The following is a 24,891-nucleotide window of genomic DNA, read 5'->3' as shown; positions in this document are numbered from 1 at the left end:
TTTGGTTCCTGGACGATCAGGGCGCCAATCGCGCCAGCAGGGACAACCCTGCGGCGGAGAGGTCTTCGTGGTGGATGTCGGCGACCAGGCCAAAGGCCTGCAGCGCGCGCTGGTAGGGCGCGACCAGATGGCTCCCGCCGATCAGGTGGATGACCTGTCCGGGCGGTGGCTGGCGTGCGCCGATCTCATGCCCGACCAGCAGGCCGGAGAGATAGGCCGGCGCCTGCTCGGGGGCCAGGGCATCGGCCAGCGCCAGCGCACGCAAGCCGAATAGATGGTGCAGCATGCCGCCGGGCTCGCGGCTGCGCGCCACGCCAGCATCAAAAGCGTCCGCATCCCAGCTGCCATCGCGCTCGGGCATGGTCCGCGCCAGCATGCTGTGGTGGCGGAACAGGGCATACGTCTCGCCGGTCATCGCCGTGCTCAGCCCGGTGATGACGCCGTCCTGGCACGCGATCCATTTGCTGTGCGTGCCCGGCAGGCACAGCAAGGCGGCCTGCGGCCGGGTGGCCAGCAAGCCCATCACCTGCGTCTCCTCGCCGCGCATCACGTCGGGCACGTGCGAAGTCCGGTCCGAGACCCCGGGCACGATGTGCACATCGCGGCCCTGAAGCCCAGTCCCGTCCAGCGATGGACGCACCAGCGACCGTGCGATCTGCTGGGCATTGGCCGGGCATGGCACGTACGGCGCTTCCACCCAGCCGCCACGCGCACCGGCCATGCCGCAGATCAGGATCCGTGCGTCGTCCCATCCGTCCAGTTGCCCGGCCAGCACGGCCGCGTGCGTCCCGGCCGGCGCCAACGCGCCCAGGTCGGCGCGCCGGCGCTCCAGCACGATGCCTGCATCATCCAGGCGCCAGGCGCGCAGGCTGCTGCTGCCCCAGTCCACCGCGATCATGCGTACACCCGCCCTTCGGGCAGGCCGGCGATGTCCACCTGCGCGGCGAACAGGCCGCCGGCAAGCGGACCGCGCGCGCGCGCCTGCTCGGTGTGGTCCAGCTGCGAACTGACGACGTACAGCCGGTCCAGTGCAGCTCCTCCCAGTGCAGGACATGTGGGATGCATCACCGGCAACGGCAGCACGCGATCCACCTGGCCATCGACGCCATAGCGCACGACCTGCCATGCGCGCCATTGCGCGTTCCAGACCCCACCCTGCGCATCGACGATGGCGCCGTCCGGCTCCGCGCCCGGCTGGTCGAGCTGGGCGAACACGCGCACGTTGGACACGCCGGCACTGTCCGAGGCGTAGTCGCAGCACAGGATGCGCGGCGTCACCGAATCGCAGAAATACAACGTGCGCCCGTCCGGTGAAAAACAGATCGCATTGGGGATCGACACCTCGCCCAACGCCAGCGGGCGCAACCCGTGCCGCAACGAGAACTGGTAGAACGCGCCGCGCCCGGCCTTCTGCGCATGTTCGTCCATCGTGCCGAACACGAAACGCCCGTGGCGGTCGGCACGACCATCATTGCTGCGTGTGAGCGGCTGTTCGGCTTCAAACTGCGTCAGGACCTCCAGCGCCAGCTGGCTGGACGTTGCGTCCGGGTCCGCCACGCACACCGACTTGGCCAGCACCACCAGCAGCCGGCCATCGTCCAGCAGTCCCAGGCAACCGGGCCGATCCGGTACCGACCAGGCATGCGACTGGCCGGTAACCGGGCTGTAGCGCCAGACGCGGCAGGCGCTGATGTCCACCCAGAACAGGCATTGGCGACGGTCGCACCACAGCAGGCCTTCGCCATGCGTGCAACGGCTGTCCAGCACCAGCGCGGCGTGCGAGGCGTCGTTCATCGCTTTACCACTCGGCGATGCTGCCGTCGGCATGGCGCCACACCGGATTGGCCCAGTCCGGCGGCTGCGCATTGGCGCGGATCAGCATGTCCTCGTTTACTTCCACACCCAGGCCGGGCAGCGGCAGCGCGGCGATGTAGCCGTCCACGCAGGCGAAATCCTCGCGATTGACCAGATAGTCCAGCAGGTCGGCGCCCTGGTTGTAGTGGATGCCGATGCTCTGTTCCTGCAGGACCGCGTTGTGCGAGACGAAGTCCACCTGCAGGCACGCGGCCAGCGCCACCGGCCCCAGCGGGCAATGCGGGGCCAGCGCCACGTCGTGGGCTTCCGCCATCGCCGCGATCTTGACGCACTCGGTGATGCCACCGGCATGAGACAGGTCCGGCTGCAGCATCGCCAGGCCGCCACCGGCCAGCACGTGCTTGAACTCGAAGCGCGAATACATGCGCTCGCCGGCGGCCAGCGGGATCGAAGTGCTGTCGGCCAGGCGCGCGTAGTGCTCGTACTGCTCGGCCAGCACCGGCTCTTCGACGAACAAGGGGCGAAACGGCTCCAGCGCGCGCAGCAGCGGCTTGGCCATCGGCACGCCGACGCGCCCATGGAAATCGATGCCAAAATCCACGCTGTCACCCAGCGCCTCACGGATGCTGGCGATCTTGGCCACCGCTGCGTCGACCGCGCGCGGACTGTCGATCAGCTGCATCTCCTCGCAGCCATTGAGCTTGAAGGTGTCGTAACCCTGGGCCATGTATGCACGCATCTGCGCCACGATGTCCGCAGGACGATCACCGCCGACCCAGCGATAGGTCTTCATCCGGTCGCGCACCAGGCCGCCGAGCAACTCGTACACCGGCACGCCCAGCGCCTTGCCCTTGATGTCCCACAGCGCCTGGTCGATGCCAGCGATGGCGCTCATCAGGATGGCCCCGCCGCGATAGAAGCCCGCGCGGTACAGGGTCTGCCACAGGTCGTTGATGCGCGCCGGATCCTTGCCGATCACGTACTGCGACAACTCGTGGACGGCGGCCTCGACGCTGCGCGCGCGGCCTTCGATCACCGGCTCGCCCCAGCCAACGATGCCTTCGTCGGTTTCCACCTTGAGGAACAGCCAGCGTGGCGCGGCGTGATAGGTCGTCAGGCGGGTGATCTTCATCGGGTGGCCTCCTGATAGGCATGCTTGAAGCCGCGGGCCTGGTCGCGGGTGCGCGCGACCGGCTGGCCGGGGCGATACAGGTCTCCGCCCAGTCCGGCGCCGACCGCGCCGGCGGCCAGGAACGTGCCGAGGTTGTCGGGCGTCACCCCGCCGACGACCAGCAGTGGTACCGGCGGCAGCACTGCGCGCAAGGCACTGACATGCGCCGGGCCATAGGTCGTGGCCGGGAACAGCTTGAGCATCTGCGCACCCGCGTCGATCGCGGCGAACGCCTCGGTGGCCGTGGCGAAACCGGCCGCCACGGTCAGCCCCGCACGCACGGCATGGCTGATCAGCGCCGGCGCGATGTTGGGCGTGACCATCAGCCTGGCGCCCAGGCCGGCCAGCGCGTCGACCTGCGTGGCCTGCAGCACCGTGCCGCCGCCGATCCAGCGGTCCGCACCGTGACGGCGGACGGCCGCGCCGATGCTCTCCTGCCAGTCGGGCGAATTGAGCGGGATCTCGATGGCGTCCCAGCCCTCTTCGACCAGGGCATCCAGATGCGCGGGCGCCTCTGCTGGCGTGATGCCGCGCAGGATGGCGATGAGGGGCAAGGCAAAGGGAAGGGGCGCGGACATGGGCATCAGTCGTGGTAGAGCTGCGAGCGGCCACCGTCGATCAGGATGTCGGTGGCGTTGATGAAGCGGGCTTCGTCGCTGGCGAGGAACAGCGCGGTGTAGGCCACCTCGCGCGGCGTCCCGATGCGCTTGGGCGGTAGCAACGCGGTCTGGCGCGCACGTGCCTCGGGCTCGCGTTCGAACCAGGCCTCGATGCGTGGCACCAGGATCAGGCCGGGCGAGATCGAGTTAACCCGCACGCCGTGCGCGGCGTACTCGATGCCGAGCGCGCGCGACAGGCCGATCAGACCGTGCTTGGCCACCGGGTAGGGAAAGGCATGGGGAATGATGCGGTGGCCATGCACCGAGGCGATGTTGACGATGCTGCCGGCCTGCTGGGCCAGCATGGACGGCAGCACGCGCTTGGCCAGGTTCCAGGCACCCTTGAGGTTGAGGTCCAGGCAGCGCTGCCAGTCGTGGTCCTCCAGCGCCAGCGGATCGGAAAACACGTCCGCCCCGGCGTTGTTCACCAGCACATCGATCCTGCCGTGGTGCTGCAGGGCGTGTGCGACCGCCGCGTCCACCGACGCGGTGTCGGTGATGTCCACCTGCAGGAGTTCCACGCCCGGCACGGCCTCGGCCGCTGCATTGCGGTCCAGGCCGATGACCTGCGCGCCCTCCTCCACGAACAGCGCCGCGATCGCTGCGCCGATGCCACTGGCCGCGCCAGTGACCAGCGCCACTTTGCCCGCCAATCGCGCGCTCATAGGGTACCTCGGCAGATCGGACCAGGCAGCCCTTGCGTGCCCGCACGGCAGGCTGCCGCGCAAGGCTTCATGTATGACGTCATCGACCCCTCCTCAGGTAGATCACGATGCGTGTAGTGGTGCATCCGTGGTGGCCATCGTCTGTGCGGCGCGCCTCCCGCGGATGTCCGGGGGAGGCCAACGGCCATCCACGCGGTTGGGGCGATTATTCTCAAGCCAGATATATTCATCAAATGAAATTTTTAGCCAGACCTATCCCAACCAGGAATAGGTTAGGCTCGCCGATCCGTCGCGCCGCTGGAACTGCCGATGCTGCTCAAGACACGCCACCTGCTGCTGCTGTTGCACCTGCACGAGAAGCGCTCGGTCCTGCGCGCGGCCGAGGCGGCCAGCATGACCCAGCCGGCCGCTTCCAAGCTGCTGGCCGAAATGGAGTATCTGGTTGGCGCGCCGTTGTTCCAGCGCCATGCGCGCGGCATCGAACCGACCATGTATGGCGACGTGCTGGCGCGACACGCGCGCGCCGCATTGTCCGAACTGACCCGGGCCGAGGACGAGATCGGCGCACTGCGCGACGGACGTCTCGGACAGGCTGCCGTGGGCACGGTGGTCAATCCGGGAACCAACCTGGTGCCGTTGGCGGTGGCGCGGGTCAAGACCGCGTTTCCCAGCATCCTGGTGCGGGTGGAAATGGATTACAGCCGGCCGCTGGTCGCGCGCCTGCTCGATGGCCAGCTGGATATCGTCATCGGCCGGATCATGGATGCCGAGCTGGCCGACGTCCTGCAGTTCGAGCGACTGGCCGACGAACCCCATGCGGTCATCGCGCGCGCCGGCCATCCATTGGGCAGCAAGGGCGCACTGACCCACGCTGACCTGGCCGACCACGGCTGGGTGGTGCCGCCGGAGTCGAGCATCCTGCGCGCGCGGATGGGCACGGCCTTCATGGAGCACGACATTGCCTGGCCGGACAACGTCATCGAGACCTCGGCGTTGCCGGTGATCACCGCACTGCTGATCGAGAGCGACTTCCTGACCGTGCTGCCCGCACGCTCGATCTCGGCCCACGTCGAGGCCGGCCTGTTGCAGATCCTGCCCATCGACCTGGACGTGCGGATGGAAGACTTCGGCATCGTCCGGCGCCGCCACCACCCGCTCTCGCCCGCCGCAGCGCATGTCCTGGCTGCGCTGCGCGAAACAGCGCGCGATCTGTATGGCCCTGCGCCGCGCGGCGCCGGCAGGGCGCGCCGCTAGCTATCTCGCCCAGGAATAGATCACGGTGAATATTTCATTTGTGGGACATGTCTCCACTTCCTATGCTCGCCCCCGATCGCCTTCCGCCGCGATGCCCGGACCGCGCCGCGTGCGCTGACCCGGACCTGCGTGCGGCATGGACGCCCCCCGGAAGCATCCGGGTGGATCAGGCGCATTGGACGGCACACAGGCCGCCCTGAAACACACAACCAGATCAGACGGGCCGGCTTTGTCCTTGGGAGGGAACAAACATGCCTCAGCATTCTCCACGCGCCTCGTGCAACCGGGGCCGTTCCATGATGTCCGCACGTCACCTGCTGCCGGTGGCCATCGCGCTGGCGCTGTCTGCCACCGCGGCCCAGACCCTGGCGCAGGAAGCCAACACGCCGGCTACGACTGACCAGGTCACCTCGCCCACCACCCTGGACAGCGTCAAGGTCACCGGCCAGCGCGCCGCGCTGGACAAGGCGCTGTCGGTCAAGCAGGTCGACGATCACGTGGTGGAAGTCATTTCCGCCGACAACATGGGCCAGATGCCCAACGTGACCGTGGCCGAGGCACTGGCGCGCCTGCCCGGCGTCAGCGCCACGCTGGACCGCGGCAACGCGAGCCTGGCGACGGTGCGCGGACTGGGTCCGCGCATGACCATGGGGACGGTCAACGGGCGCGAGATCGCCTCCTCCGAGCCGGACCGCGCGGTGCGTTGGGAAGTGTTCCCCACCGAGATCGTCTCCACGGTCAAGGTGTACAAGTCGCCCTCGGCCGACCTGATCGCCGGCGGCATCGCCGCCACGGTGGACATCTCCACCATCAGCCCGCTGGACTACACCGGCCCGCAGTTCGTCGGCACCGCCGGCCCGGTCTTCTACGACCAGGGCAAGGACGTGGACGGCTACAGCCCGTGGGGCAACCGCTTTGGCGCCAGCTGGGTGCACAAGATCAACGACGATCTGGCCATTGCCATCGGCGCGACCTACCAGAAGCAGAAGAACGCCAACTCGCTGATCGGCAGCTGGGGCTACACCGACCAGGCCACTGCGCGCGACGTGGATGGCGACGGCGATGCCGATGCCACGCCGTGGGGCGCGGCCGACCAGCTCAAGCTGGTCGACCAGGTGCGCACCGGCGCGATGGCAAGCCTGCAATGGCGGCGTGGCAACTTCGAACTGAAGGCCGATGCGCTGTACTCGCGCGTGCGCATCGACGAGGACCAGATGCAGAGCTGGTTCCGCAACTGGGACTACAGCAGCGGCTCGTGGTGGAACCAGTACGCCCAGCCCGGCTCGTCGGTGCACATCATCGACAACAACGTGGTCGGCGGCAGGATGGTCAATTCCGAGTGGGGCACCCCGCTGGAAATGGACCAGGTCATCGCCAAGTACGACGAGGTCAAGACCCTCACCGCCGGCGGCCTCAACGGGCGCTGGAGCGGCGAGACCTGGACCATCGACACCGACCTGTCCGCCTCGCAGGCCAAGCGCACCAACCGCTGGCGCTCGGTGCAATTCGGCCTTAACCCGGACAGCATCTCCTGGGACTTCGCACCCGGCCACGCCCCGTGGATCGCGGTCAGCTCGTCCACGCCGACCTGGGGCATTTCCGGCAGTGACGAGCCACAGGAACTGCGCGACCGCATCGCCGCGCTTGCCATCAACGCCAGCCGCCAGCTGGACGGCGTCATCAGCCGGATCGAGTTCGGCGCGCGCGCCTCGGACCGGGTCAAGGAAAACCGCCACTGGCTGGCCAACTACAGCGGCTTCGACCAGCCGATCTCCGCCTACGACGGCCTGTACCAGGCAGCAGAAATCCCGGGCCTGAACGTGCCGCCGGTCTACTCCGGCGACGTCGATGCCATCGCCGCGGTCGGCTTTGGCGGCTTTGCGCCCTCGCTGCTGGCCGAGCAGATGCTCGACCACTGGGAAGTGCGTGAAAAAGTGCAGGAAGCCTTCGCCAAGGCAGTCTTCAGTTCCACCTGGTTTGGCGTGGATGTCACCGGCAACGCCGGCGTGCGTCTGGTCAACACCCGTACCACCAGTGACGGCTACGACACCCAGGACGGCAGCACCTACGCGCCAAGCCACGCCAGCAAGCACTACACCGACGTGCTGCCCAGCGCCACGGCCAACTTCCTGCTGGCCGAGGACAAGATCCTGCGCGTGTCGGTGGCCAAGGTGGTCGCGCGCCCGCCGCTGGACGAACTGCGCACCGGCCGCTTCCTGGACAACCCCGCAACCGTCAGCGGCCAGCTCACCGGCAACGGCGGCAATCCGCAGCTCGATCCGTTCCGCGCCACCCAGCTGGACCTGTCCTACGAGTGGTACTTCCGCAAGGAATCGATGGCCGCCCTGGCGCTGTACCGCAAGTGGGTCGACTCGAGCATCGGCTACCGCACCGAGCACGAAACCATCAACGGCAACGACTACTTGATCAGCGGCCCATACAACGGCGGCGGCGGGTACATCAACGGCGTGGAGCTGACCTTCCAGACCCCATTCTGGTTCATCCCGGGGATGGAGAACTTCGGCGTGTACTCCAACTTCTCGCTGGTGGATTCCAACCTCAAGGAATTCGCCCCGTCCGACAACCCGCTGCCGCTCAGCGGCCTGGCCCGCAGGACCGGCAACATCGACCTGTGGTACAGCAACGGCAAGCTGGAAACACGCGTGGGCTACAGCTACCACAGCCCCTACACCACCGTGTACGGCTGGAACGCAGCCAGCCTGGTGCGCCTGGACAGCATGGGCAGCTGGGACGCCAGCATCGGCTGGCAGTTCAATGACCACTGGAGCGTGAAGCTGCAGGGCAGCAACCTGACCAACGAGCCCATGCGCGCATACACCGACAACCGGCCCTATCGGCTGGCCAACATGGATGACGGCGGCTACCAGCTCTACGGCCGGCGCATCGCGCTGGACGTGACGTTCAAGTTCTGAGCAGCAGACCCAAGAGGTGCGATTCGTGACGATCAAGCGTAGTTGGCGATGGGCCGCCGTGCTGGCGGCGGCGATGTGGGCCGCCCCGGCGATGGCCCAGCAGGCCGCCCACCCGTTCTACCTGGGCGTGGACCTGTCCTTTGCCAACGAGATGGAAGACTGCGGCGTGGTCTACCGCGAAAACGGCAAGCCGCAGGATGTCTACGGCCTGTTCCGGCAGCATGGCGCCAACCTGGTCCGCGTGCGGCTCTGGAACGACGCCCGCTGGACCCGTTACAGCGACCTGTCCGACGTGCGCAAGACCATCCGCCGCGCACGCGAACAGGGCATGGAAGTGCTGCTGGACTTCCACTACTCCGATGACTGGGCCGACGGCGACAAGCAGTACATCCCCAAGGCCTGGGCCGAGGTGCCCAACACCGCCGAGCTGGCCCAGACCTTCTACAACTACACCTACGACACGCTCAGGACGCTGGACCGTGAAGGCCTGATGCCCGAAATGGTGCAGGTGGGCAACGAGACCAACCCCGAACTGATGAGCAGCAAGGTCTGGGACAAGGCCAAGGACCGCATCAACTGGACGCGCAATGCGGCGCTGTTCAACGCTGGCATCCGCGCCGTGCACGACGCCGCGACCGAGTCGAAGATCAAGCCGCGGGTCATGCTGCACATCGCCCAGCCGGAGAACGTGGAGCCTTGGTTTGCCGCAGCCACCCAGGCCGGCGTGACCGGCTACGACATCATCGGCATCAGCTACTACCGCAAGTGGTCCAGCCGGACGATGGCCGAGCTGGGCCAGACCATCGAGCGCTTGCGCAAAACCTATCCGGACAAGGACGTGGTGATCGCCGAGACGTCCTATCCGTGGACCCTGGCCTTTGGCGATGCCTCGGGCAACCTGCTGGGTGAAGACTCGTTGATCCCCGGCTATCCGGCCACGCCCGATGGCCAGCTGCACTACCTGACCGACCTGACCCAACTGGTGGCCGATACCGGCGGCAGCGGGGTGATCTACTGGGCGCCTGACTGGACCAGCAGCCGCTGCAAGACCCGTTGGGGCACCGGTTCGTCGTGGGAGAACGCCACGTTCTTCGACTTCAACCACGGCAACGAACTGCTGCCGGGCATCAATTTCCTGCGCCACCCGTATCGCCTGCCGACCGGCACGACGCCGTGACCGAGCTGACGCGACGGGAGGTACTGCTCTCGGTGATGGCCGGCAGCGTGGCCGCCGCACTGCCCGCGACCGGCCGCGCCATGGGGCTGTCCGCACCGCAGCCGCCCGGTGTCACGGTGACGGCCGGCGCACTGGCCGGTGCGGCGGCAGCCGGCACCGCAACGCCCGGCAAGCGCGAGCGGCACGCGTTCGACGATGGCTGGCGCTTCCACCTGGGACACGCCAACGACGCGGCGCGTGACTTCGGCTTTGGTACCTACCAGCGCACCTACGCCAAGGCTGGCAAGGACACCGCCGAGGCGGCGATGGCCGCCTTCGACGACAGCGACTGGCGCGCGGTAAGCCTGCCGCACGACTGGGCGGTGGAGCTGCCGCTGGTGCCCAACCCCGACGCGCCGGCCACCGGCGATGACCCGGCCGCCGCGCACGGCTACCGGCCGCTGGGCCGCAACTATCCCGAGACCAGCGTGGGCTGGTATCGCACCACGCTGGACATCCCGGCGCAGGACGCCGGCCGCCGCATCGTGCTGGAGTTCGACGGCGTGTTCCGCGACTGCCTGGTGTTCTGCAACGGGCACGTGGTGGGCGCCAATGCCAGCGGCTATGCCGGCTTCGAGGTCGACCTGACCGACGTGCTGGACTACGGCCAGCGTAACGTCATCGCCGTGCGCGTGGACGCCACGCTGGGCGAAGGCTGGTTCTACGAAGGCGCCGGCATCTACCGCCACGTGTGGCTACGCAAGCACGATCCAGTCCACGTGCCCTTCGGCGGCATCGCCGTGCGCTGCCAGCCCGACCAGGGACAGGCGCGCGGCCCGGTGGACATCACCGTGTGCAACGACGGCGCCCAGCCGGCCAACGCTGTGGCCAGCGTGCGCGTGCTGGACCAGGACCAGCGCCAAGTTGCCCAAGCCACCCTGCCTGCCGTCCTGCTGCCGGCGGGCACCCAAGCCACACTGAGCCAGACCCTGGCCTTCCCCGCCCCACGGCTGTGGTCGACCCAGACCCCGCACCTGTACCAGCTGGTGACCGAGGTGCGCGTGGGCGGCGTGCTGCGCGATACGGTGCACACGCCCTTCGGCGTGCGCAACATCGCCTTCGACGCGCAGCGCGGTTTCCTGCTCAACGGCCAGCCGCTCAAGCTCAAGGGCACCTGCAACCACCAGGACCACGCAGGCGTGGGCGCGGCCATTCCCGATGCCTTGCAGGCCTGGCGCCTGCAACAGCTGCGCCAGATGGGCTGCAACGCGATCCGCACCTCGCACAACCCGGCCACGCCGGAGTTGATGGACCTGTGCGACCAGCTGGGCGTTTTGGTGATCGAGGAAACCCGACGCATGTCCTCCGACCCGGAGGCAATGGACGAACTGCGCCGCCTGCTGCTGCGCGACCGCAACCGGCCCAGTCTGATTGCCTGGTCACTGGGCAACGAAGAACCGCAGATGGTCACCGAGCGTGGCGTGCGCATCGTGGGCACCATGCAGGGACTGGTGCGGCGGCTCGATCCGACCCGCCCGACCACCTTCGCCATGGACAAGGGCTTTGGCGAAGGCGTCAGCCAGGTAGTGGACGTGGTGGGCTTCAATTACCGCACCAACCAGCTCGACGCCTTCCACGCGCGCTATCCCGAGATCCCGGTGTACGGCAGCGAGACGGCCAGCACCGTATCCACGCGCGGCAACTACTTCGCCGACACCGAGCGCGGCTACGCACGCGCCTACGACATGGACCACCCGTGGTGGGCATCCACCTCCGAGGCGTGGTGGGCGTTCGTGGCCGAGCGCCCGTACGTGTCCGGCGGCTTCATCTGGACCGGTTTCGACTATCGCGGCGAGCCCACGCCCTACAACCGCTGGCCCAACGTGGCCTCGCAGTTCGGCGTGCTCGACAGCTGCGGCTTTCCCAAGGACAACTACTGGTATTACCGCGCGCAGTGGACTGACGAACCGGTGCTGCACCTGTTCCCGCACTGGAACTGGGACGCCCTGCCGGAGGTCGCCAACGGCATGGTGGATGTGTGGTGCCACAGCAACCTGGAACAGGTCGAACTGCTGGTCAACGGCGTCAGCATGGGCCGGCGCGAGGTGCCACGGCATGGGCATGTCGAATGGCGCGTGCGATATGTCCCGGGCCAGATCGAAGCCCGCGGCTTCCGCGGCGGGGTGCAGGTCCTGCGCCAGCAGCGCCACACCGCCGGGCCCGCAGCAGCCGTGGTCCTGCGCACCGACAGCGGTGCGCTGCGCGGGGATGGCCGCGACGTGGCGATCCTGGTGGCCGAGGTGGTCGATGCAAAGGGCATCCAGGTGCCCGACGCGGCGCATCTGGTGTCCTTCGCCGTCAGCGGCCCTGCGCAGGTGATCGGCGTAGGCAATGGCGACCCCTCCAGCCACGAGGCCGACAAGGCCACTCAGCGCAGGACCTTCAACGGCCTGTGCATGGCCGTGCTGCAGAGCAAGGCCGGGACCGGCACCGTCCAGATCCGTGCCACCGTGCGCGGTCTGCGCGCAGCCAGCCATACGCTGCCGGTCACATCGGCCAGCTAGGCCATCGCACTGCGGACACCGGCTGACACCACGGCGCGGGCAACTTCGCCGTTTCTTTTTCCTTCCTGCCGTTGGCCCGACGCGGGGCCAGCGCGGCTGCGTGCTACCGTGCCGGCCAGGGTCGTCGCGCCCATGGCGCCGGCGTCCCGGCGCTGCCCAAGGCGCGCAACCGGCTCTGTCCTTTCCGCTGGAGTTCAACAAGCCGTCATGTGTCCGAGCAAGGTCGCCCAGGGCGACGAACGAGGCTGGATCGTCCCCATCGGGGGCGCTGAAAACAAGGGTGAAAGCCCGCGCATCCTGAAACGGTTCGTCGAGGTCTCCGGCGGCGACCAGGCCGAGATCGTAGTCATTCCCACCGCCAGCCAGCTGCGCGACACCGGGCCGCGCTACGAGCGCCTGTTCGGCGAACTGGGCGCGCGCAAGGTGGACGTGGTCGATTTCGACACCCGCCGCGACTGCCAGGACAGCGGCCGGCTGGACCGGATCGAACGCGCCAGCGCGATCTTCTTCACCGGCGGCAACCAGTTGCGCCTGTCCACCATCCTGGGCGGCACACCCGCCGCGCAGATGATCCGCGCCTGCAATGCGGCCGGGGTCACCGTCGGCGGCACCAGCGCCGGGGCCAGCATCCTGTCCGAACACATGATTGCGTTCGGCAAGGAAGGCTCGGCGCCGCAGGCCGATTCGGTGCGCCTGGCGCCGGGGCTGGGCCTGACCAACCGTTTCGTGATCGACCAGCACTTCCGCCAGCGCGATCGCCTGGGCCGGCTGATCGCGGCGCTGGCCTACAACCCGTTCGCCATCGGCATCGGCCTGGACGAGGACACCGCGGCCTTCATCGGCCCGGACAACACGCTGGAAGTCGAAGGCTCCGGCTCGGTCACCGTGGTCGATGCCGGCGACCTGAGCTTTTCCTCGATGGCCGATGCCAGCGAGAACCAGCCGGTGTGCATGCTGGGCATGACCATGCACATCCTGCTGGCCGGTGCCACCTTCAACCTGGCCACCCGCAAGGCGTCGGCAGGCTCGCTCTCCCCTTCCAAGACATGAGGTAGTGCATGCGCGTCCTTGAGCGTTCGGTTTACGTCGGTCCCTCGCTGTACGCGCACTTCCCGGTCATCAAGCTCGAGCTGGACCTGGAGGCGCTGGAAGACTGGCCCACCGCAAGGCTTGGGAGCGCATTCGTCGATGGCCTGGTCGCGGCCCTGCCCGGCCTGGCCGAACATGGCTGCTCGTACCGCGAACCCGGCGGCCTGATCCGGCGCATGCGCGAAGGCGAAGGCACCTGGCTGGGCCATGTGCTGGAACATGTCGCCATCGAGCTGCAGAACATCGCCGGTGAGGACGTCACCTTCGGCAAGACCCGCGGTGTGGGCGACAACCGCCGCGGCGTCTACAACGTGGTCTACGAATACGTCCAGCGCGAGGAAGGCATCGCCGCCGGCGAACTGGCGGTGAAGCTGCTGACCTCGCTGGTGCCGGCCGAACTGCGCGGCAGCGAGAAGCTGGCCGAAGACTGGGACTGGGACACCGCGCGGGTGGAATTCATCCGCTATGCGCAGCGGCGTGCGCTCGGACCGTCCACGGCATCGCTGGTCAAGGCGGCCGAAGACCGCGGCATCCCGTGGTTCCGCCTCAACAACCAGTCGCTGGTGCAGTTCGGCCACGGCAAGTACCAGCAGCGCATCCAGGCCACGGTGACCGGCAAGACGCCGCACATCGCGGTGGAGCTGGCCAGCGACAAGGAAGAAACCAACAACATCCTCGGCGGGCTTGGCCTTCCAGTGCCGCGCCAGTTGCTGGTCAGTGAGGCCAGCGGCGCGGTGCGCGCGGCCAAACGGCTGGGCGGCACGGTGGTGACCAAGCCGTACAACGGCAACCACGGCCGCGGCATCACCATCAATATTTCCAGCGATGACGAAGTGCGCGCCGGGTTCGAATCCGCGCGCGAGCATTCGCGTTCGGTGATCGTGGAAACCTTCATTGCCGGCGACGACCATCGCCTGCTGGTGGTCAATGGCGAACTGATCGCCGCGACCCGGCGCACGCCCGGCCACGTGGTCGGCGATGGCATCGCCGACATCGCCGAGCTGGTCGACCGGGTCAACGCCGATCCACGCCGCGGCATCGGCCACGAGAAAGTGCTGACCCAGCTGGAACTGGACGAACAGGCCGACCTGATGCTGGATCGCGTGGGCTATTCCCACTTCTCGGTGCCGGCCGAGGGTGAAGTGGTGTTCCTGCGTTCCACCGCCAACCTGTCCACCGGCGGCACTGCCACCGATGTCACCGACATCATCCACCCGGACAACCGCGACATGGCCGTGCGCGCGGTGCGCGCGATCGGCCTGGACGTGGGCGGCGTGGACTTCATCAGCCCCAACATCGCCGAAAGCTACAAGACCATCGGCGGGGCGATCTGCGAGGTCAATGCTGCGCCGGGCTTCCGCATGCACGTGGCGCCCAGCGAAGGCACGCCGCGCGACGCCGCCGGGCCGGTGATCGACATGTTGTTCCCGCCGGGCACGCCGGCGCGCGTGCCGGTCGCCGCCGTCACCGGCACCAACGGCAAGACCACCACCTCGCGCATGCTGGCGCACATCACCAAGATGGCCGGCTACACGCCGGGCATGACCACCACCGACGGCGTCTACATCGACGGCCAGCGCACGGTGGAAGGCGACATGACCGGGCCGGTGTCCGCGCGCATGGTGCTGGGCGATCCGCAGATCGACATCGCAATCCTGGAAACCGCGCGCGGCGGCCTGCTGCGGGCCGGCATGGGCGTGCCGGAAGTCAACGTCGGCGCGGTGCTCAACGTCGCCTCCGATCACCTGGGATTGAAGGGCATCGACACGCTAGAGCAGCTGGCCGAGGTCAAGCGCATCGTGGTGGAAGTGGCGCGCGACTGCGCGGTGCTCAACGCCGACGATGCCAACGTGATCAAGATGTCGGCCTACACCGACGCGCGCACCATCTGCTACGTCACCACCAACCCCTCGCATCCGCTGGTGCGCGAACACATCCGCGCCGGTGGCCGCGCCTGCGCCCTGGAAGGCGGCGTCAACGGCCAGATGATCACGCTCTACGACAAGGGCAGCCACATCCCGCTGATGTGGACGCACCTGGTCCCGGCGACGTTGGAAGGCCGCGCCCTGCACAACGTGCAGAACGCGATGTTCGCCGCGTCGATGGCGTTTTCGCTGGGCATCAAGCTGGAAGCGATCCGCCAGGGCCTGCGCACCTTCGACACGACTTTCTACCAGGCGCCGGGCCGCATGAACCTGTTCGCCGAGCATCCCTTCAAGGTGCTGATGGACTACGCCCACAACGCGCACGCGGTGGGGGTGATGGCCGACCTGGCCCAGCGCATGGACGTGCCCGGACGGCGCATCGTGGTGGTCACCGGGCCGGGCGACCGCCGCGACGAGGACCTGGCGGAAATCGCCAATGCGGTCGCGGGTCGCTTCGACCATTACGTGGTGCGCCGCGACGATTCGCTGCGCGGCCGCGATGGCGACGAAGTGCCGCGCATCGTCGCCAGGGCGCTGCAGGACGCCGGCGTCGCCAGCGATGCGATCACCGTCATCCCGGACGAACAACAAGCCGTCGACGCTGCGCTGCACATGGGCCAGCCCGGCGACCTGCTGCTGATCTTCGCCGACGCACTGGCGCGCACCTGGAAGCAGATCACCAAGTTCAAACCGGTTGGCGACGCAGCGCGCGTCAGTGCACCCGTGATCGAAACGCCGATCACGCAGGATCAGGACATCGACGACACCCTGGCCGCGATGCTGGAAGGCATGGTCCGCGACGAGCGCGGCCTGGTGTTCGAACGCGTGGATGAGCAGAGCGATTAATGCAGCAGCCCACGCATGCCCCGGAAGCCGTCATTCCCGCGAAGGCGGCGAAGTGCTCTACAACAGCCGAACGGCTGGTCATCCGGCGTCCTTCGTTCCGCGAAGCAGAGGCGCTCGGTCCCCGCGTTCGGGGGGATGACGCCAGCATCTTGATGCGCGCAGGACAAGCAGCGGCGCCTCGCCCTGGTCGTACGCAAAAGGATCTGCATGCTTGCTGAGCCGTTCCAGGATTCCCGCCGCCTGACCGGCTGCAACGTCTATTTCGCCGGCACCGGCGCGGCGCTGGAGTCCGCCGAAGGGCTGGCCTTCGACAGCATCGCGCCCACGCGCTGGCGCGGCCTGGTGCGACAGATGCGGCGCGCGCTCGGCTGGCCCGACGATGCCGTGCACCAGCGCGTGCATGCCAGCGGCGTGACCCTGGCGTTTGCCGCGCCGCTGGATCAGCTCTACACCGCCACCGAGGTCAACGAGTGGGCCTGGTGGCAGGCCACCGGCAGCGAAGCCGAGCGCTTCCACGCACCCGGCCATGCGGCGGTGTGGGATGTCGAATCGGCCCTGCGGACGCTACGTGCATCCGCCGCCGCCGAAGCCATGCCGCAGCTGGCCGCGCTGCAGGCCGAGGCCGACGCGCATGACCTGCCCTTCCTGCTGGACGAGGACGAACTGACCCTGGGCAGCGGCGATGGCGCGCGCAGCTGGTTCCTGGACGAACTCCCCGACCCTGCCGATATCCCGTGGCCGCGCCTGCACGGGGTACCCACCGCGCTGGTCACCGGCTCCAACGGCAAGACCACCACCGTGCGCCTGCTGGCCGCGCTGTGCGAAGCGCACGGCTGGCGCACCGCGCACAGCTGTACCGATGGCGTGTTTTTCAGCGGGCAGGCACTGGAAACCGGTGATTTCTCCGGCCCGACCGGTGCCCGCACCGCATTGCGCCAGGGTCGTGCGCAGGCCGCCGTGCTGGAAACCGCGCGCGGCGGCATGCTGCGCCGTGGCCTTGCGACCTGCCGCGCCAACGTCGCAGTGGTCACCAATGTCGCCGCCGACCATTTCGGCGAGTACGGCGTGCATGGACTCGACGACCTGGCCGCGGTGAAGCTGACCGTGGCGCGTGCGATTGGCGTAGGCGGACGGCTGGTGCTGAACGCCGACGATGCGCTGCTGCGCGCGCAGGCCGGTGCGCTGTCGTGTCCGCTGGCCTGGCATTCGCGGGATTTCGACCATCCGCTGCTGGTCGCGCAGCGGGCCGGCCACCAGCCCGCCTGCGGCGTGCGCGAGGGCCATCTTTGGCTGTCGCTTGCGGGCGAAGACCACGACCTGGGCGCCACCGCCGACATGCCGCTGAGCCTGGGCAATCGCGCCGGTTACAACATCGAGAACCTGGCGGGCGCTGCGCTGGCAGCCAGCGCACTGGGCATCGCCCCGGCCACGATCGCGCAGGTCCTGGCGCGCTTCGGCCATGACCCGCACGACAACCCCGGCCGCCTGCAGCATTGGGCCTTCGGCGATGTCCAGGTGTACCTGGACTACGCGCACAACCCGGACGGCCTGCGCGGCCTGCTCGATGCCGTCGGCGCCGGCGAACGCGACGGCCGGCTGGCGATCGTGCTGGGCGGCGCCGGCAACCGCGAGGACGCCGACCTGCGCGCGGTGGCCAGCATTGCCGCGGCCTACCGGCCCGAGCTGCTGGTCCTCAAGGACCTGCCGGGCTATGCGCGTGGCCGCGCGCCGGGCGAGGTGGCCGGGCTCATGCACGCCCAGCTGCTGGCCGACGGGATCGCCCTGGGCACGATTGCCCTGCGCATGGATGAAGTCGAAGCCGCGCGTGCGCCGCTGACCTGGGCACGCGAAGGCGACCTGCTGGTCCTGCCCGTGCACGAACTGGATGCGCGCGAACGCGTGGTCGCCCTGCTGGACCAGATGGTCGAAACCGGCTGGCGACCGGGGGAGCCGGTGCCGGCCCCGCCACCTGCCGAAGCAGACGAAAACCTGTAGAGCGGAGCTTGTGGCAATTCCTTTTTTGGGACTCCGCTGCTTTCGGTTGGATCACAGGAGAGCCCCAGCGGAGCAAGCTCCGCTCTACAGGACCTCCTTTCATCCAGAGCACGGGGGAGAGCCCCGGCGGAGTCCCCAAAAGGGGATTGCCACAAGCTCCGCTCTATATCGGGCGGATCACGGGAGAGCCCAGCGGAGCAAGCTCCGCTCTACAGAGGATCGGCCCATTGCGTAGCGCGCGGCAACGACGGAGCGACTCCGCCTGTTAAAATCGCCGGCCATGCCGTGCCCCCCCCTGTCTGCGGCATCCCGGAAAGCCCTACCTGCGCGCCCCCATCGCCTCAGGCCTGCGCTTTTCGCGGGACAGCTGCGAAGGAACCCCACATGGCGCTGAACTCCACTGAACGCTTCACCTCGCGCGTGGCCGATTACGTGCGCTATCGACCCGACTATCCGACCGCCCTGGTGGATTGGCTGCACCGCGAGCTGCAAGTGCCCGCTCATGCTTCCGTGGCCGACATCGGCGCCGGCACCGGCATTTCCTGCAAGCTGTTCCTGGATGCCGGCCATCCGGTGACTGCGGTCGAACCCAACGCCGCCATGCGCGCGGCTGCGGAAGACTGGCTGGGCGGCGATGCACGCTTCGCCACCGCCGCCGGTACGGCTGAAGCCACCAGCCTGGCCGATGCCAGCGTGGACCTGGTGACCGCGGCACAGGCGTTCCACTGGTTCGACCAGCAGGCAGTCAAGGCCGAGTGGCGGCGCATCCTGCGCCCGGGCGGGCTGGCGGTGGTGTTCTGGAATTCGCGCCGGCTGGCCGGCACGCCGTTCCTGGAAGGCTACGAACAACTGCTGCTGGACTACGGGCTGGATTATTCCAGCGTGTCCGAACGCTACAACGACGATGCATCGATGGAAGCCTGGTTCGACGGCGGCCTGCGCGGCATGGCCCGCTTCGACCACGGCCAGCAGCTGGATTTCGACGCCCTGCGCGGCCGGCTGCTGTCCTCGTCCTACGCCCCGCAGGAAGGCCATCCCCGCTACGCGCCGATGCTGGCCGCGCTGCAGGTGCTGTTCGATGCGACCGCCATCGACGGCAAGGTCGGTTTCGACTACGACACCCGCGCCTTTGCCGGTACCCTTGTCGAGGTGAATTCCACAGGGGAACGCCCATGAACGCCATCGCACGCCCTACCAGCAGCCTGTCCGTGGTGTCGCTGGTCTTCGGCATCCTGGGCTGGACCTTCCTGCCCGCCATCGGCGCCATCGCCGCCGTCATCACCGGGCACATGGCCCGCGCGGAAATCCGCCGCAGCGGCGGCCAGATCGAAGGCGACGGCATGGCCGTGGCCGGACTGATCCTGGGCTGGCTGGCGATCGGCCTGGCGATTGCCAGCGTGGCGGCCTTCCTCCTCTTTTTCGGCGGCATTGCCGCCATCGCTGCACTGAGCCATTGAACCGATGTATGGACTTGCCCGCCCCTTCCTGTTCGCCATGGACGCCGAACGCGCCCACGGCGCCGGCCTGCGCGCGATCGAAGCTGCGTATCGCACCGGCACTTCCGGCCTGCTGACGCGCCGGCCCAGGCCGATGCCGACCAAGGTCTTCGGCCTGGAATTCCCCAACCCGGTCGGCCTGGCCGCGGGCCTGGACAAGAACGGCGCGCACATCGACGCGCTGCTGGCGCTGGGCTTCGGCTTCGTTGAAGTCGGCACCGTTACCCCGCGCCCGCAGGCCGGCAATCCGCAGCCGCGCATGTTCCGCCTGCCGCAGCACAAGGCGGTGATCAACCGGCTGGGCTTCAACAATGATGGCGTCGATGTGCTGGTGCGCAACGTGCAGCGCGCGCGCCGCAGCGGCGGCCTGCTCGGCATCAACATCGGCAAGAACAAGGACACGCCCAACGAGTCGGCGGCCGACGATTACCTGTTCTGCCTGGAACGCGTGTACCCGCTGGCCGACTACATCACCGTCAACATTTCCTCGCCCAACACCGCCGGCCTGCGCGAACTGCAGGAAGAACAGGCGCTGCGCCAGCTGATCGGCACCCTGCGCGAGGCGCAGGAAGCCCTGGGCGCCAAGCACGGCAAGCGCGTGCCGATGCTGGTCAAGGTCGCACCGGACCTGTCCGATGCGGACATCGACGCGGTCTGCCGGGTGCTGACCGATCTGTCGGTCGATGGCGTGATCGCCACCAACACCACCATCGACCGCGGCCTGGTCCAGGCGCATCCGCATGCCGGCCAGGCGGGTGGCTTGTCCGGCGCACCGCTGCTGGCGCAGTCGACCATGGTGCTGCGGCGCATGCGCGCGCGCCTGCCGGACAACATTCCGATCATTGGCGTGGGCGGCATCACCTCCGGCGCCGATGCGGTGGCCAAGATGTCCGCCGGTGCCGCGTTGACCCAGGTCTATTCGGGCCTGGTCTACCAGGGCCCGTCGCTGGTGTATGACTGCGTGGAAGCCATCCGTCGTCGCCGCGAGCAGCCCAGCCGCGGCGCGGTCGCCCCGGTATGAGCGCCGCCTGGCGCCTGACGGAACACGCCCCGCTCCGCTCCCGCAACACCCTCGGCGTCGACGCGTCCGCGCGCTGGCTGCTGGAGCTGCACGACCTCGACGCCCTGCCCGCGGCTCTGGCATTGCCGGCACTGGCGTCCCTGCCGTGGCTGCCGTTGGGCGCCGGCAGCAACCTGCTGCTGGCCGGTGACCTGGACGGCGTGGCGCTGTCATTCGAAGCACGTGGCGTCGCCATCGTGGCCGACGACGGCGAGCGCGTGCTGGTCCGCGCCGAAGCCGGCCTGCCCTGGCACGAGCTGGTGCTGTGGACCCTGGGCCAGGGCCTGTGCGGGATGGAAAACCTGGCCCTGATCCCCGGCACCGCCGGCGCCTGCCCGATCCAGAACATCGGCGCCTATGGCGTGGAAGTGGGCGAGCTGATCGAGCGCGTCGAAGCCTTCGACCTGCATACCGGTGCGCCGTGCCAGCTGGACCGCGCCGCGTGCGCGTTCGGCTATCGCGACAGCGTGTTCAAGCGCCAGGCCGGGCGCTGGATCATCACCGCGGTGACCTTCGCCCTGTCGCGCACGCCGAGCCTGCGCATGGATTACGCCGGCCTGCGCAACGAACTGGCCGAGATGGGCGTCGAACATCCGGGCGCACGCGACGTGGCCGAGGCGGTGATCCGCGTGCGCAGCCGCAAGCTGCCCGATCCCTCGGTGCTGGGCAACGCCGGCAGTTTCTTCAAGAACCCGATCGTGGCCGCGAGCCTGGCCGACCGGCTGGAATCGGAATTCCCCGGCCTGCCGGTGTTCAGTGGCGATGCCGCCGACAACCGCAAGCTCTCCGCCGCCTGGCTGATCGAACAGGCTGGCTGGAAGGGCCACCGCGACGGCGATGCCGGTGTGTCGCCCGATCACGCGCTGGTCCTGGTCAATTACGGCCATGCCCGCGGCGCGCAGGTCCTGGCGCTGGCGCGTGACATCGCCACATCGGTCCAGGCGCGTTTCGGCGTGGCCATCGAACCGGAGCCACGCATCGTCGGGGACCACTGGTGATCCCCACCCCGGTCGCACCGATGCGTGCGGCCTTGCTGATGCTGGCCAGCACCGTGTCCTTCGGCCTGATGGCGATCAACATCCGGTTGGCGTCGCAATCACTGGAAACCACCGAGGTTGCCCTCTTCCGCAACGCCTTCGGCCTGCTGGCGCTGCTGCCGCTGGTGCTGCGCCCGGGCAAGCCGCTGCCACGCACCCGCCACCTGCCGCGCTACCTGGTCCGCACCGTGATCGGGCTGGCCTCGATGCTGTGCGGGTTCTGGGCCATCGGCCACCTGCCGCTGTCGCAGGCGATCTCGCTGTCGTATTCGACGCCATTGTTCGTGACCATCGCCGCGGTGTTCTGGCTGGGCGAGAAGGTCCACCTGCGTCGCTGGCTGGCGGTGGCGACCGGCTTCGTCGGCGTGCTGGTGATCCTGCGGCCAGGCTCGCAGGCATTCTCGCCCGAACTGCTGGTCGCGGTGGCCGCCGCGGTGATCAGCGCCATTGTCGCCATCCAGATCAAACAGCTCTCGCGCATCGACGCGCCGGACACCGTCGTGTTCTACACCTACCTGTTCTGGGTGCCGATGTCGCTGCTGCCGGCGCTGTTCCAGTGGCGTTGGCCCGAGGGCATCACCTGGCTGTGGCTGGTGTGCACCGGCATCTTCGGCACCGGCGGCCAGCTGCTGTGGACGCGTGCGCTCAAGCTGGGCGAAGTCTCGGCACTGCAGCCGATCAGTTTCATGCAGCTGCCGCTGGTGATCGTGCTGGGCTGGTGGCTGTTCGGCGAACGCCTGGACGGCTGGACCGCGCTCGGCGCCGGCATCATCCTGGGCTCGACCGGCTACATCGCCCACCGCGAAGCCACGCTGGCCCGGCGCGCGGCCACCCACGCCCCGGTGGAAGGCGCCAAGCCCGGGGAATGATGACCCGCGGATGGAGCCAACGCCATACTAGGCAGCTGATCATTTCCAGAAGGATGCCGATGCGCTTCCTGCAATTGCTCGCCGTCGCGCTGTTCGTTCTGTTGCTGGCAGCCACGCCACAAGCGGCGGCCGTCGTGATCCCCGCCTACACACCCAATGTCGTCGATCCCGGCCACGTCCTTGGCCCCGAGGACACCCGGCGTGTGAACCAGGCCCTGCAGCAACTGCGCGACGACCAGCACATCTGGGGTGCGGTCTACATCGTTCCTTCGCTGGAGCAGGACGACATCGACGCGCTGTCAGCGCGCGCCTTCAAGCAGTGGGGGCTGGGCCAGCACGGCGCCGACAACGGCCTGCTGCTGGTGCTGGCGATCCAGGAGCGGCGCTCGCGGTTCGAGGTCGGCTACGGCCTGGAAGGCAGCCTGCCCGACATCGCCGCCAAGCACGCACTGGATGAGGCGCTGGCACCGAGGATGCGCCAGGGCGATACCGCCGCCGCCATCATCGATGCGTTCGGCTTCATGGCGCGGGTCGCAGCGAAGGACCCGGCCACGATCGAGGCGTTGGCCAAGCAGACCAACGCGGAGGGCGCCAAGCGTCCGACCGACATGCTCCGGGGATTCCTGGCCTGGGCGGGACTGCTGGTCGTGGTCTGGCTACTCCCTCCGGTCCAGCGATGGTGGACGCGGCGCCTGCGCGACCGCTTGCTGCGCCAGGACCCTTCACTGAAGAAAAAGACCGAGGAAATCGCCACGCCCGAGCGCAAGCGCAAGCGCGGCTTCTCCGGCGGCCTGTTCCTGCAACTGTTCGCGACGCTCAATCCCGGCATCTTCGTCCTGATCCTCTCGGCCCTGTTCGCACCTGCCTTCATGGTCTCGATCGGCCTGGAAGTGCTGGTCTTCGGGCTGACGCTCTGGATGTCCGGCCGCCGGTACCGCTCACCTGAACGCTTCCGCAGCTTCCTCAAGTCGCAGGATCGCAAACGCAACGCGCTGATCCGCAGGGGCCACGTCATCAAGACCGATGCCGGTGGCTATGCCTATACCGCTGCCTACCACGCCAGCCAGCATGCAGCCTCCTCGTCCTCGTCCAGTGATTCCGGCAGTTCGTCGTCTTCCGGCGGCGGCAGTTCGGGCGGCGGTGGCGCCAGTTCGAGCTGGTAGCCGCCGCTATGGCACAGTGACCACGACACGGGCGACAACATGAAAACCATCGGATTGATTGGCGGCATGAGCTGGGAATCCACCCTGCCCTATTACCGCATCCTCAATGAAACCGTGCGCGACACGCTCGGCGGCCTGCACTCGGCCAAGGTGCTGCTGCACAGCGTGGACTTCCACGAGATCGAAGCCCTGCAGCACGCCGGTGACTGGGATGGCGCAGGCCAGGCGATGGCCGCCGCCGCGCGTTCGCTGCAGGCCGGCGGCGCCGACTTCATCGTGCTGTGCACCAACACCATGCACAAGGTCGCCGATGCCATCACCGCGGCCACACCCTTGCCGCTGCTGCACATCGCCGATGGCACCGCCGATGCGCTGGCCGCGGCCGGCATCACCCGCGTCGGCCTGCTCGGCACCCGCTTCACCATGGAACAGGATTTCTATCGCAAACGGCTGGAAGCGCGCGGCTTCGAAGTGGTGATTCCCGATGCGCGGGATCGCAGCGACGTGCACCGGATCATCTACGACGAACTCTGCCAGGGCGTGATCCGCGACGACTCACGCAGCACCTATCGCCAGGTCATGTCGAAGCTGGCCGATACCGGCGCGCAAGGCATCATCCTGGGCTGCACCGAGATCTCGCTGCTGGTCGACCAACGCGACGCCAGCGTGCCATTGTTCGACACGACCGCCCTGCATGCGCGTGCCGCAGCGCTGCGGTCACTCGAAAACTGATCAAACCAACGTCAGCGCCCTCGATCGGACACGGATGTCTTATGCGCCACTTGCTCTTCGCCTCCCTTGCACCTTTGCTGTTGACGCTTGCCGGTTGCACCAAGTGGCAGCAGCCGGACGCGCAAGATCCCTATGGCATGCGGTTCGAACTGCTCGATTGCCGCGGAGACTGGCCGGACGATCTGCCTATCGAAGCCATCGTCAGGAAGGAGCCTGCAGCGCATCCCTCTTACTTCGTCCAGGATCCAGTGACGTGTGGCATGGAGGTCTTCGATCCACGCTATACCCTTTCGCTCGACACGCTCACGCTCACGCTCGCTTACTCGATCCGCACGCCCGCAAGCGGCGAGGTCGCAGCCTGCATCTGCGAGTACGACTCGCGCTTCACGTTCGCCAAGCTGCCCCCGCAGGTCACAAGCGTCCGCTTCGAACAGGACTGACCCAGGTGGCTCGACCGCCCGA

The 24,891-nt window shown here is 68.1% G+C and carries 19 protein-coding genes and 1 pseudogene; 15 read left to right on the top strand and 5 right to left on the bottom strand.

Translation table 11 applies throughout. The annotated features are described in order from the left end of the window. Positions 1–16: 16 nt before the first annotated feature. From O8I58_RS18285 to O8I58_RS18265, 5 genes are read right to left on the bottom strand one after another with little or no spacing between them, the layout of a single operon-like run. Positions 17–898 (bottom strand): 2-dehydro-3-deoxygalactonokinase, encoded by an 882-nt coding sequence (locus tag O8I58_RS18285; protein ID WP_298319271.1) that lies wholly within the window; start codon positions 896–898, stop codon positions 17–19. Then, a complete protein-coding gene (locus O8I58_RS18280) occupies positions 895–1,794 on the bottom strand; it encodes an SMP-30/gluconolactonase/LRE family protein (protein WP_298319269.1) in 900 nt (299 codons plus the stop codon). Before O8I58_RS18280 ends, O8I58_RS18285 begins: the two co-directional genes overlap by 4 nt. Positions 1,795–1,798: 4 nt before the next feature. Then, positions 1,799–2,947 (bottom strand): galactonate dehydratase, encoded by a 1,149-nt coding sequence (gene dgoD / locus O8I58_RS18275; RefSeq protein ID WP_298319267.1) that lies wholly within the window; start codon positions 2,945–2,947, stop codon positions 1,799–1,801. Further along, positions 2,944–3,564, bottom strand: coding sequence for a 2-dehydro-3-deoxy-6-phosphogalactonate aldolase (locus O8I58_RS18270; protein ID WP_298319265.1), 621 nt, complete (start codon positions 3,562–3,564; stop codon positions 2,944–2,946). Before O8I58_RS18270 ends, dgoD begins: the two co-directional genes overlap by 4 nt. 5 nt (positions 3,565–3,569) lie before the next feature. Beyond that, complete coding sequence (locus O8I58_RS18265) at positions 3,570–4,310, bottom strand: SDR family oxidoreductase (RefSeq protein ID WP_298319263.1); 741 nt, start codon at positions 4,308–4,310, stop codon at positions 3,570–3,572. 309 nt (positions 4,311–4,619) lie between these two features. Between O8I58_RS18265 and O8I58_RS18260 the strand changes: the two genes are divergently transcribed. The 15 genes and pseudogenes from O8I58_RS18260 (at position 4,620) to O8I58_RS18190 (ending at position 24,869) form a co-directional block, all read left to right on the top strand. Then, entirely contained in the window at positions 4,620–5,564 is a 945-nt protein-coding gene (locus O8I58_RS18260) for a LysR family transcriptional regulator (protein WP_298319261.1), read from the top strand. Between the two features lie 299 nt (positions 5,565–5,863). Beyond that, positions 5,864–8,497, top strand: a complete 2,634-nt coding sequence (locus tag O8I58_RS18255; RefSeq protein ID WP_298319259.1) for a TonB-dependent receptor — start codon at positions 5,864–5,866, stop codon at positions 8,495–8,497. Between the two features lie 118 nt (positions 8,498–8,615). Further along, positions 8,616–9,674, top strand: a pseudogene (locus O8I58_RS18250) (arabinogalactan endo-1,4-beta-galactosidase); the annotation flags it as partial. Continuing rightward, positions 9,671–12,217: a beta-galactosidase GalA gene (galA, locus tag O8I58_RS18245; RefSeq protein WP_298319257.1), complete on the top strand. Its 2,547-nt coding sequence runs from the start codon at positions 9,671–9,673 to the stop codon at positions 12,215–12,217. The pseudogene O8I58_RS18250 and the gene galA, both read left to right, overlap by 4 nt. Before the next feature lie 207 nt (positions 12,218–12,424). Then, a complete protein-coding gene (locus O8I58_RS18240; RefSeq protein ID WP_298319254.1) occupies positions 12,425–13,267 on the top strand; it encodes a cyanophycinase in 843 nt (280 codons plus the stop codon). A gap of 8 nt (positions 13,268–13,275) precedes the next feature. Continuing rightward, positions 13,276–16,077 (top strand): cyanophycin synthetase, encoded by a 2,802-nt coding sequence (gene cphA / locus O8I58_RS18235; RefSeq protein WP_298319251.1) that lies wholly within the window; start codon positions 13,276–13,278, stop codon positions 16,075–16,077. A 207-nt stretch (positions 16,078–16,284) separates the two neighbouring features. Next, entirely contained in the window at positions 16,285–18,072 is a 1,788-nt protein-coding gene (locus O8I58_RS18230; RefSeq protein ID WP_298319248.1) for a Mur ligase family protein, read from the top strand. Between the two features lie 384 nt (positions 18,073–18,456). Then, positions 18,457–19,248, top strand: a complete 792-nt coding sequence (locus tag O8I58_RS18225; RefSeq protein ID WP_298319244.1) for a class I SAM-dependent methyltransferase — start codon at positions 18,457–18,459, stop codon at positions 19,246–19,248. Then, a complete protein-coding gene (locus tag O8I58_RS18220; protein ID WP_298319242.1) occupies positions 19,245–19,529 on the top strand; it encodes a DUF4190 domain-containing protein in 285 nt (94 codons plus the stop codon). The genes O8I58_RS18225 and O8I58_RS18220 overlap by 4 nt, the downstream gene beginning before the upstream one ends. A 4-nt stretch (positions 19,530–19,533) precedes the next feature. After that, the gene (locus O8I58_RS18215; protein ID WP_298319240.1) at positions 19,534–20,589 is read left to right on the top strand and encodes a quinone-dependent dihydroorotate dehydrogenase; all 1,056 of its coding nucleotides are present in this window, start codon (positions 19,534–19,536) and stop codon (positions 20,587–20,589) included. Continuing rightward, the gene (gene murB / locus O8I58_RS18210; protein ID WP_298319237.1) at positions 20,586–21,626 is read left to right on the top strand and encodes a UDP-N-acetylmuramate dehydrogenase; all 1,041 of its coding nucleotides are present in this window, start codon (positions 20,586–20,588) and stop codon (positions 21,624–21,626) included. The genes O8I58_RS18215 and murB overlap by 4 nt, the downstream gene beginning before the upstream one ends. Before the next feature lie 20 nt (positions 21,627–21,646). Continuing rightward, positions 21,647–22,534 (top strand): DMT family transporter, encoded by an 888-nt coding sequence (locus O8I58_RS18205; RefSeq protein ID WP_298323185.1) that lies wholly within the window; start codon positions 21,647–21,649, stop codon positions 22,532–22,534. 59 nt (positions 22,535–22,593) lie between these two features. Further along, positions 22,594–23,697 (top strand): TPM domain-containing protein, encoded by a 1,104-nt coding sequence (locus tag O8I58_RS18200; protein ID WP_298319235.1) that lies wholly within the window; start codon positions 22,594–22,596, stop codon positions 23,695–23,697. A 39-nt stretch (positions 23,698–23,736) separates the two neighbouring features. Further along, positions 23,737–24,429, top strand: coding sequence for an aspartate/glutamate racemase family protein (locus O8I58_RS18195; RefSeq protein WP_298319233.1), 693 nt, complete (start codon positions 23,737–23,739; stop codon positions 24,427–24,429). A gap of 41 nt (positions 24,430–24,470) precedes the next feature. Continuing rightward, entirely contained in the window at positions 24,471–24,869 is a 399-nt protein-coding gene (locus O8I58_RS18190) for a hypothetical protein (protein ID WP_298319229.1), read from the top strand. Positions 24,870–24,891 lie beyond the last annotated feature (22 nt).

The organism is Pseudoxanthomonas sp. (genome assembly GCF_027498035.1).
Taxonomy (GTDB): domain Bacteria; phylum Pseudomonadota; class Gammaproteobacteria; order Xanthomonadales; family Xanthomonadaceae; genus Pseudoxanthomonas_A.
Note: the sequence above shows the minus strand (reverse complement) of the source record. Positions and strands in the feature narration are given on the sequence as shown.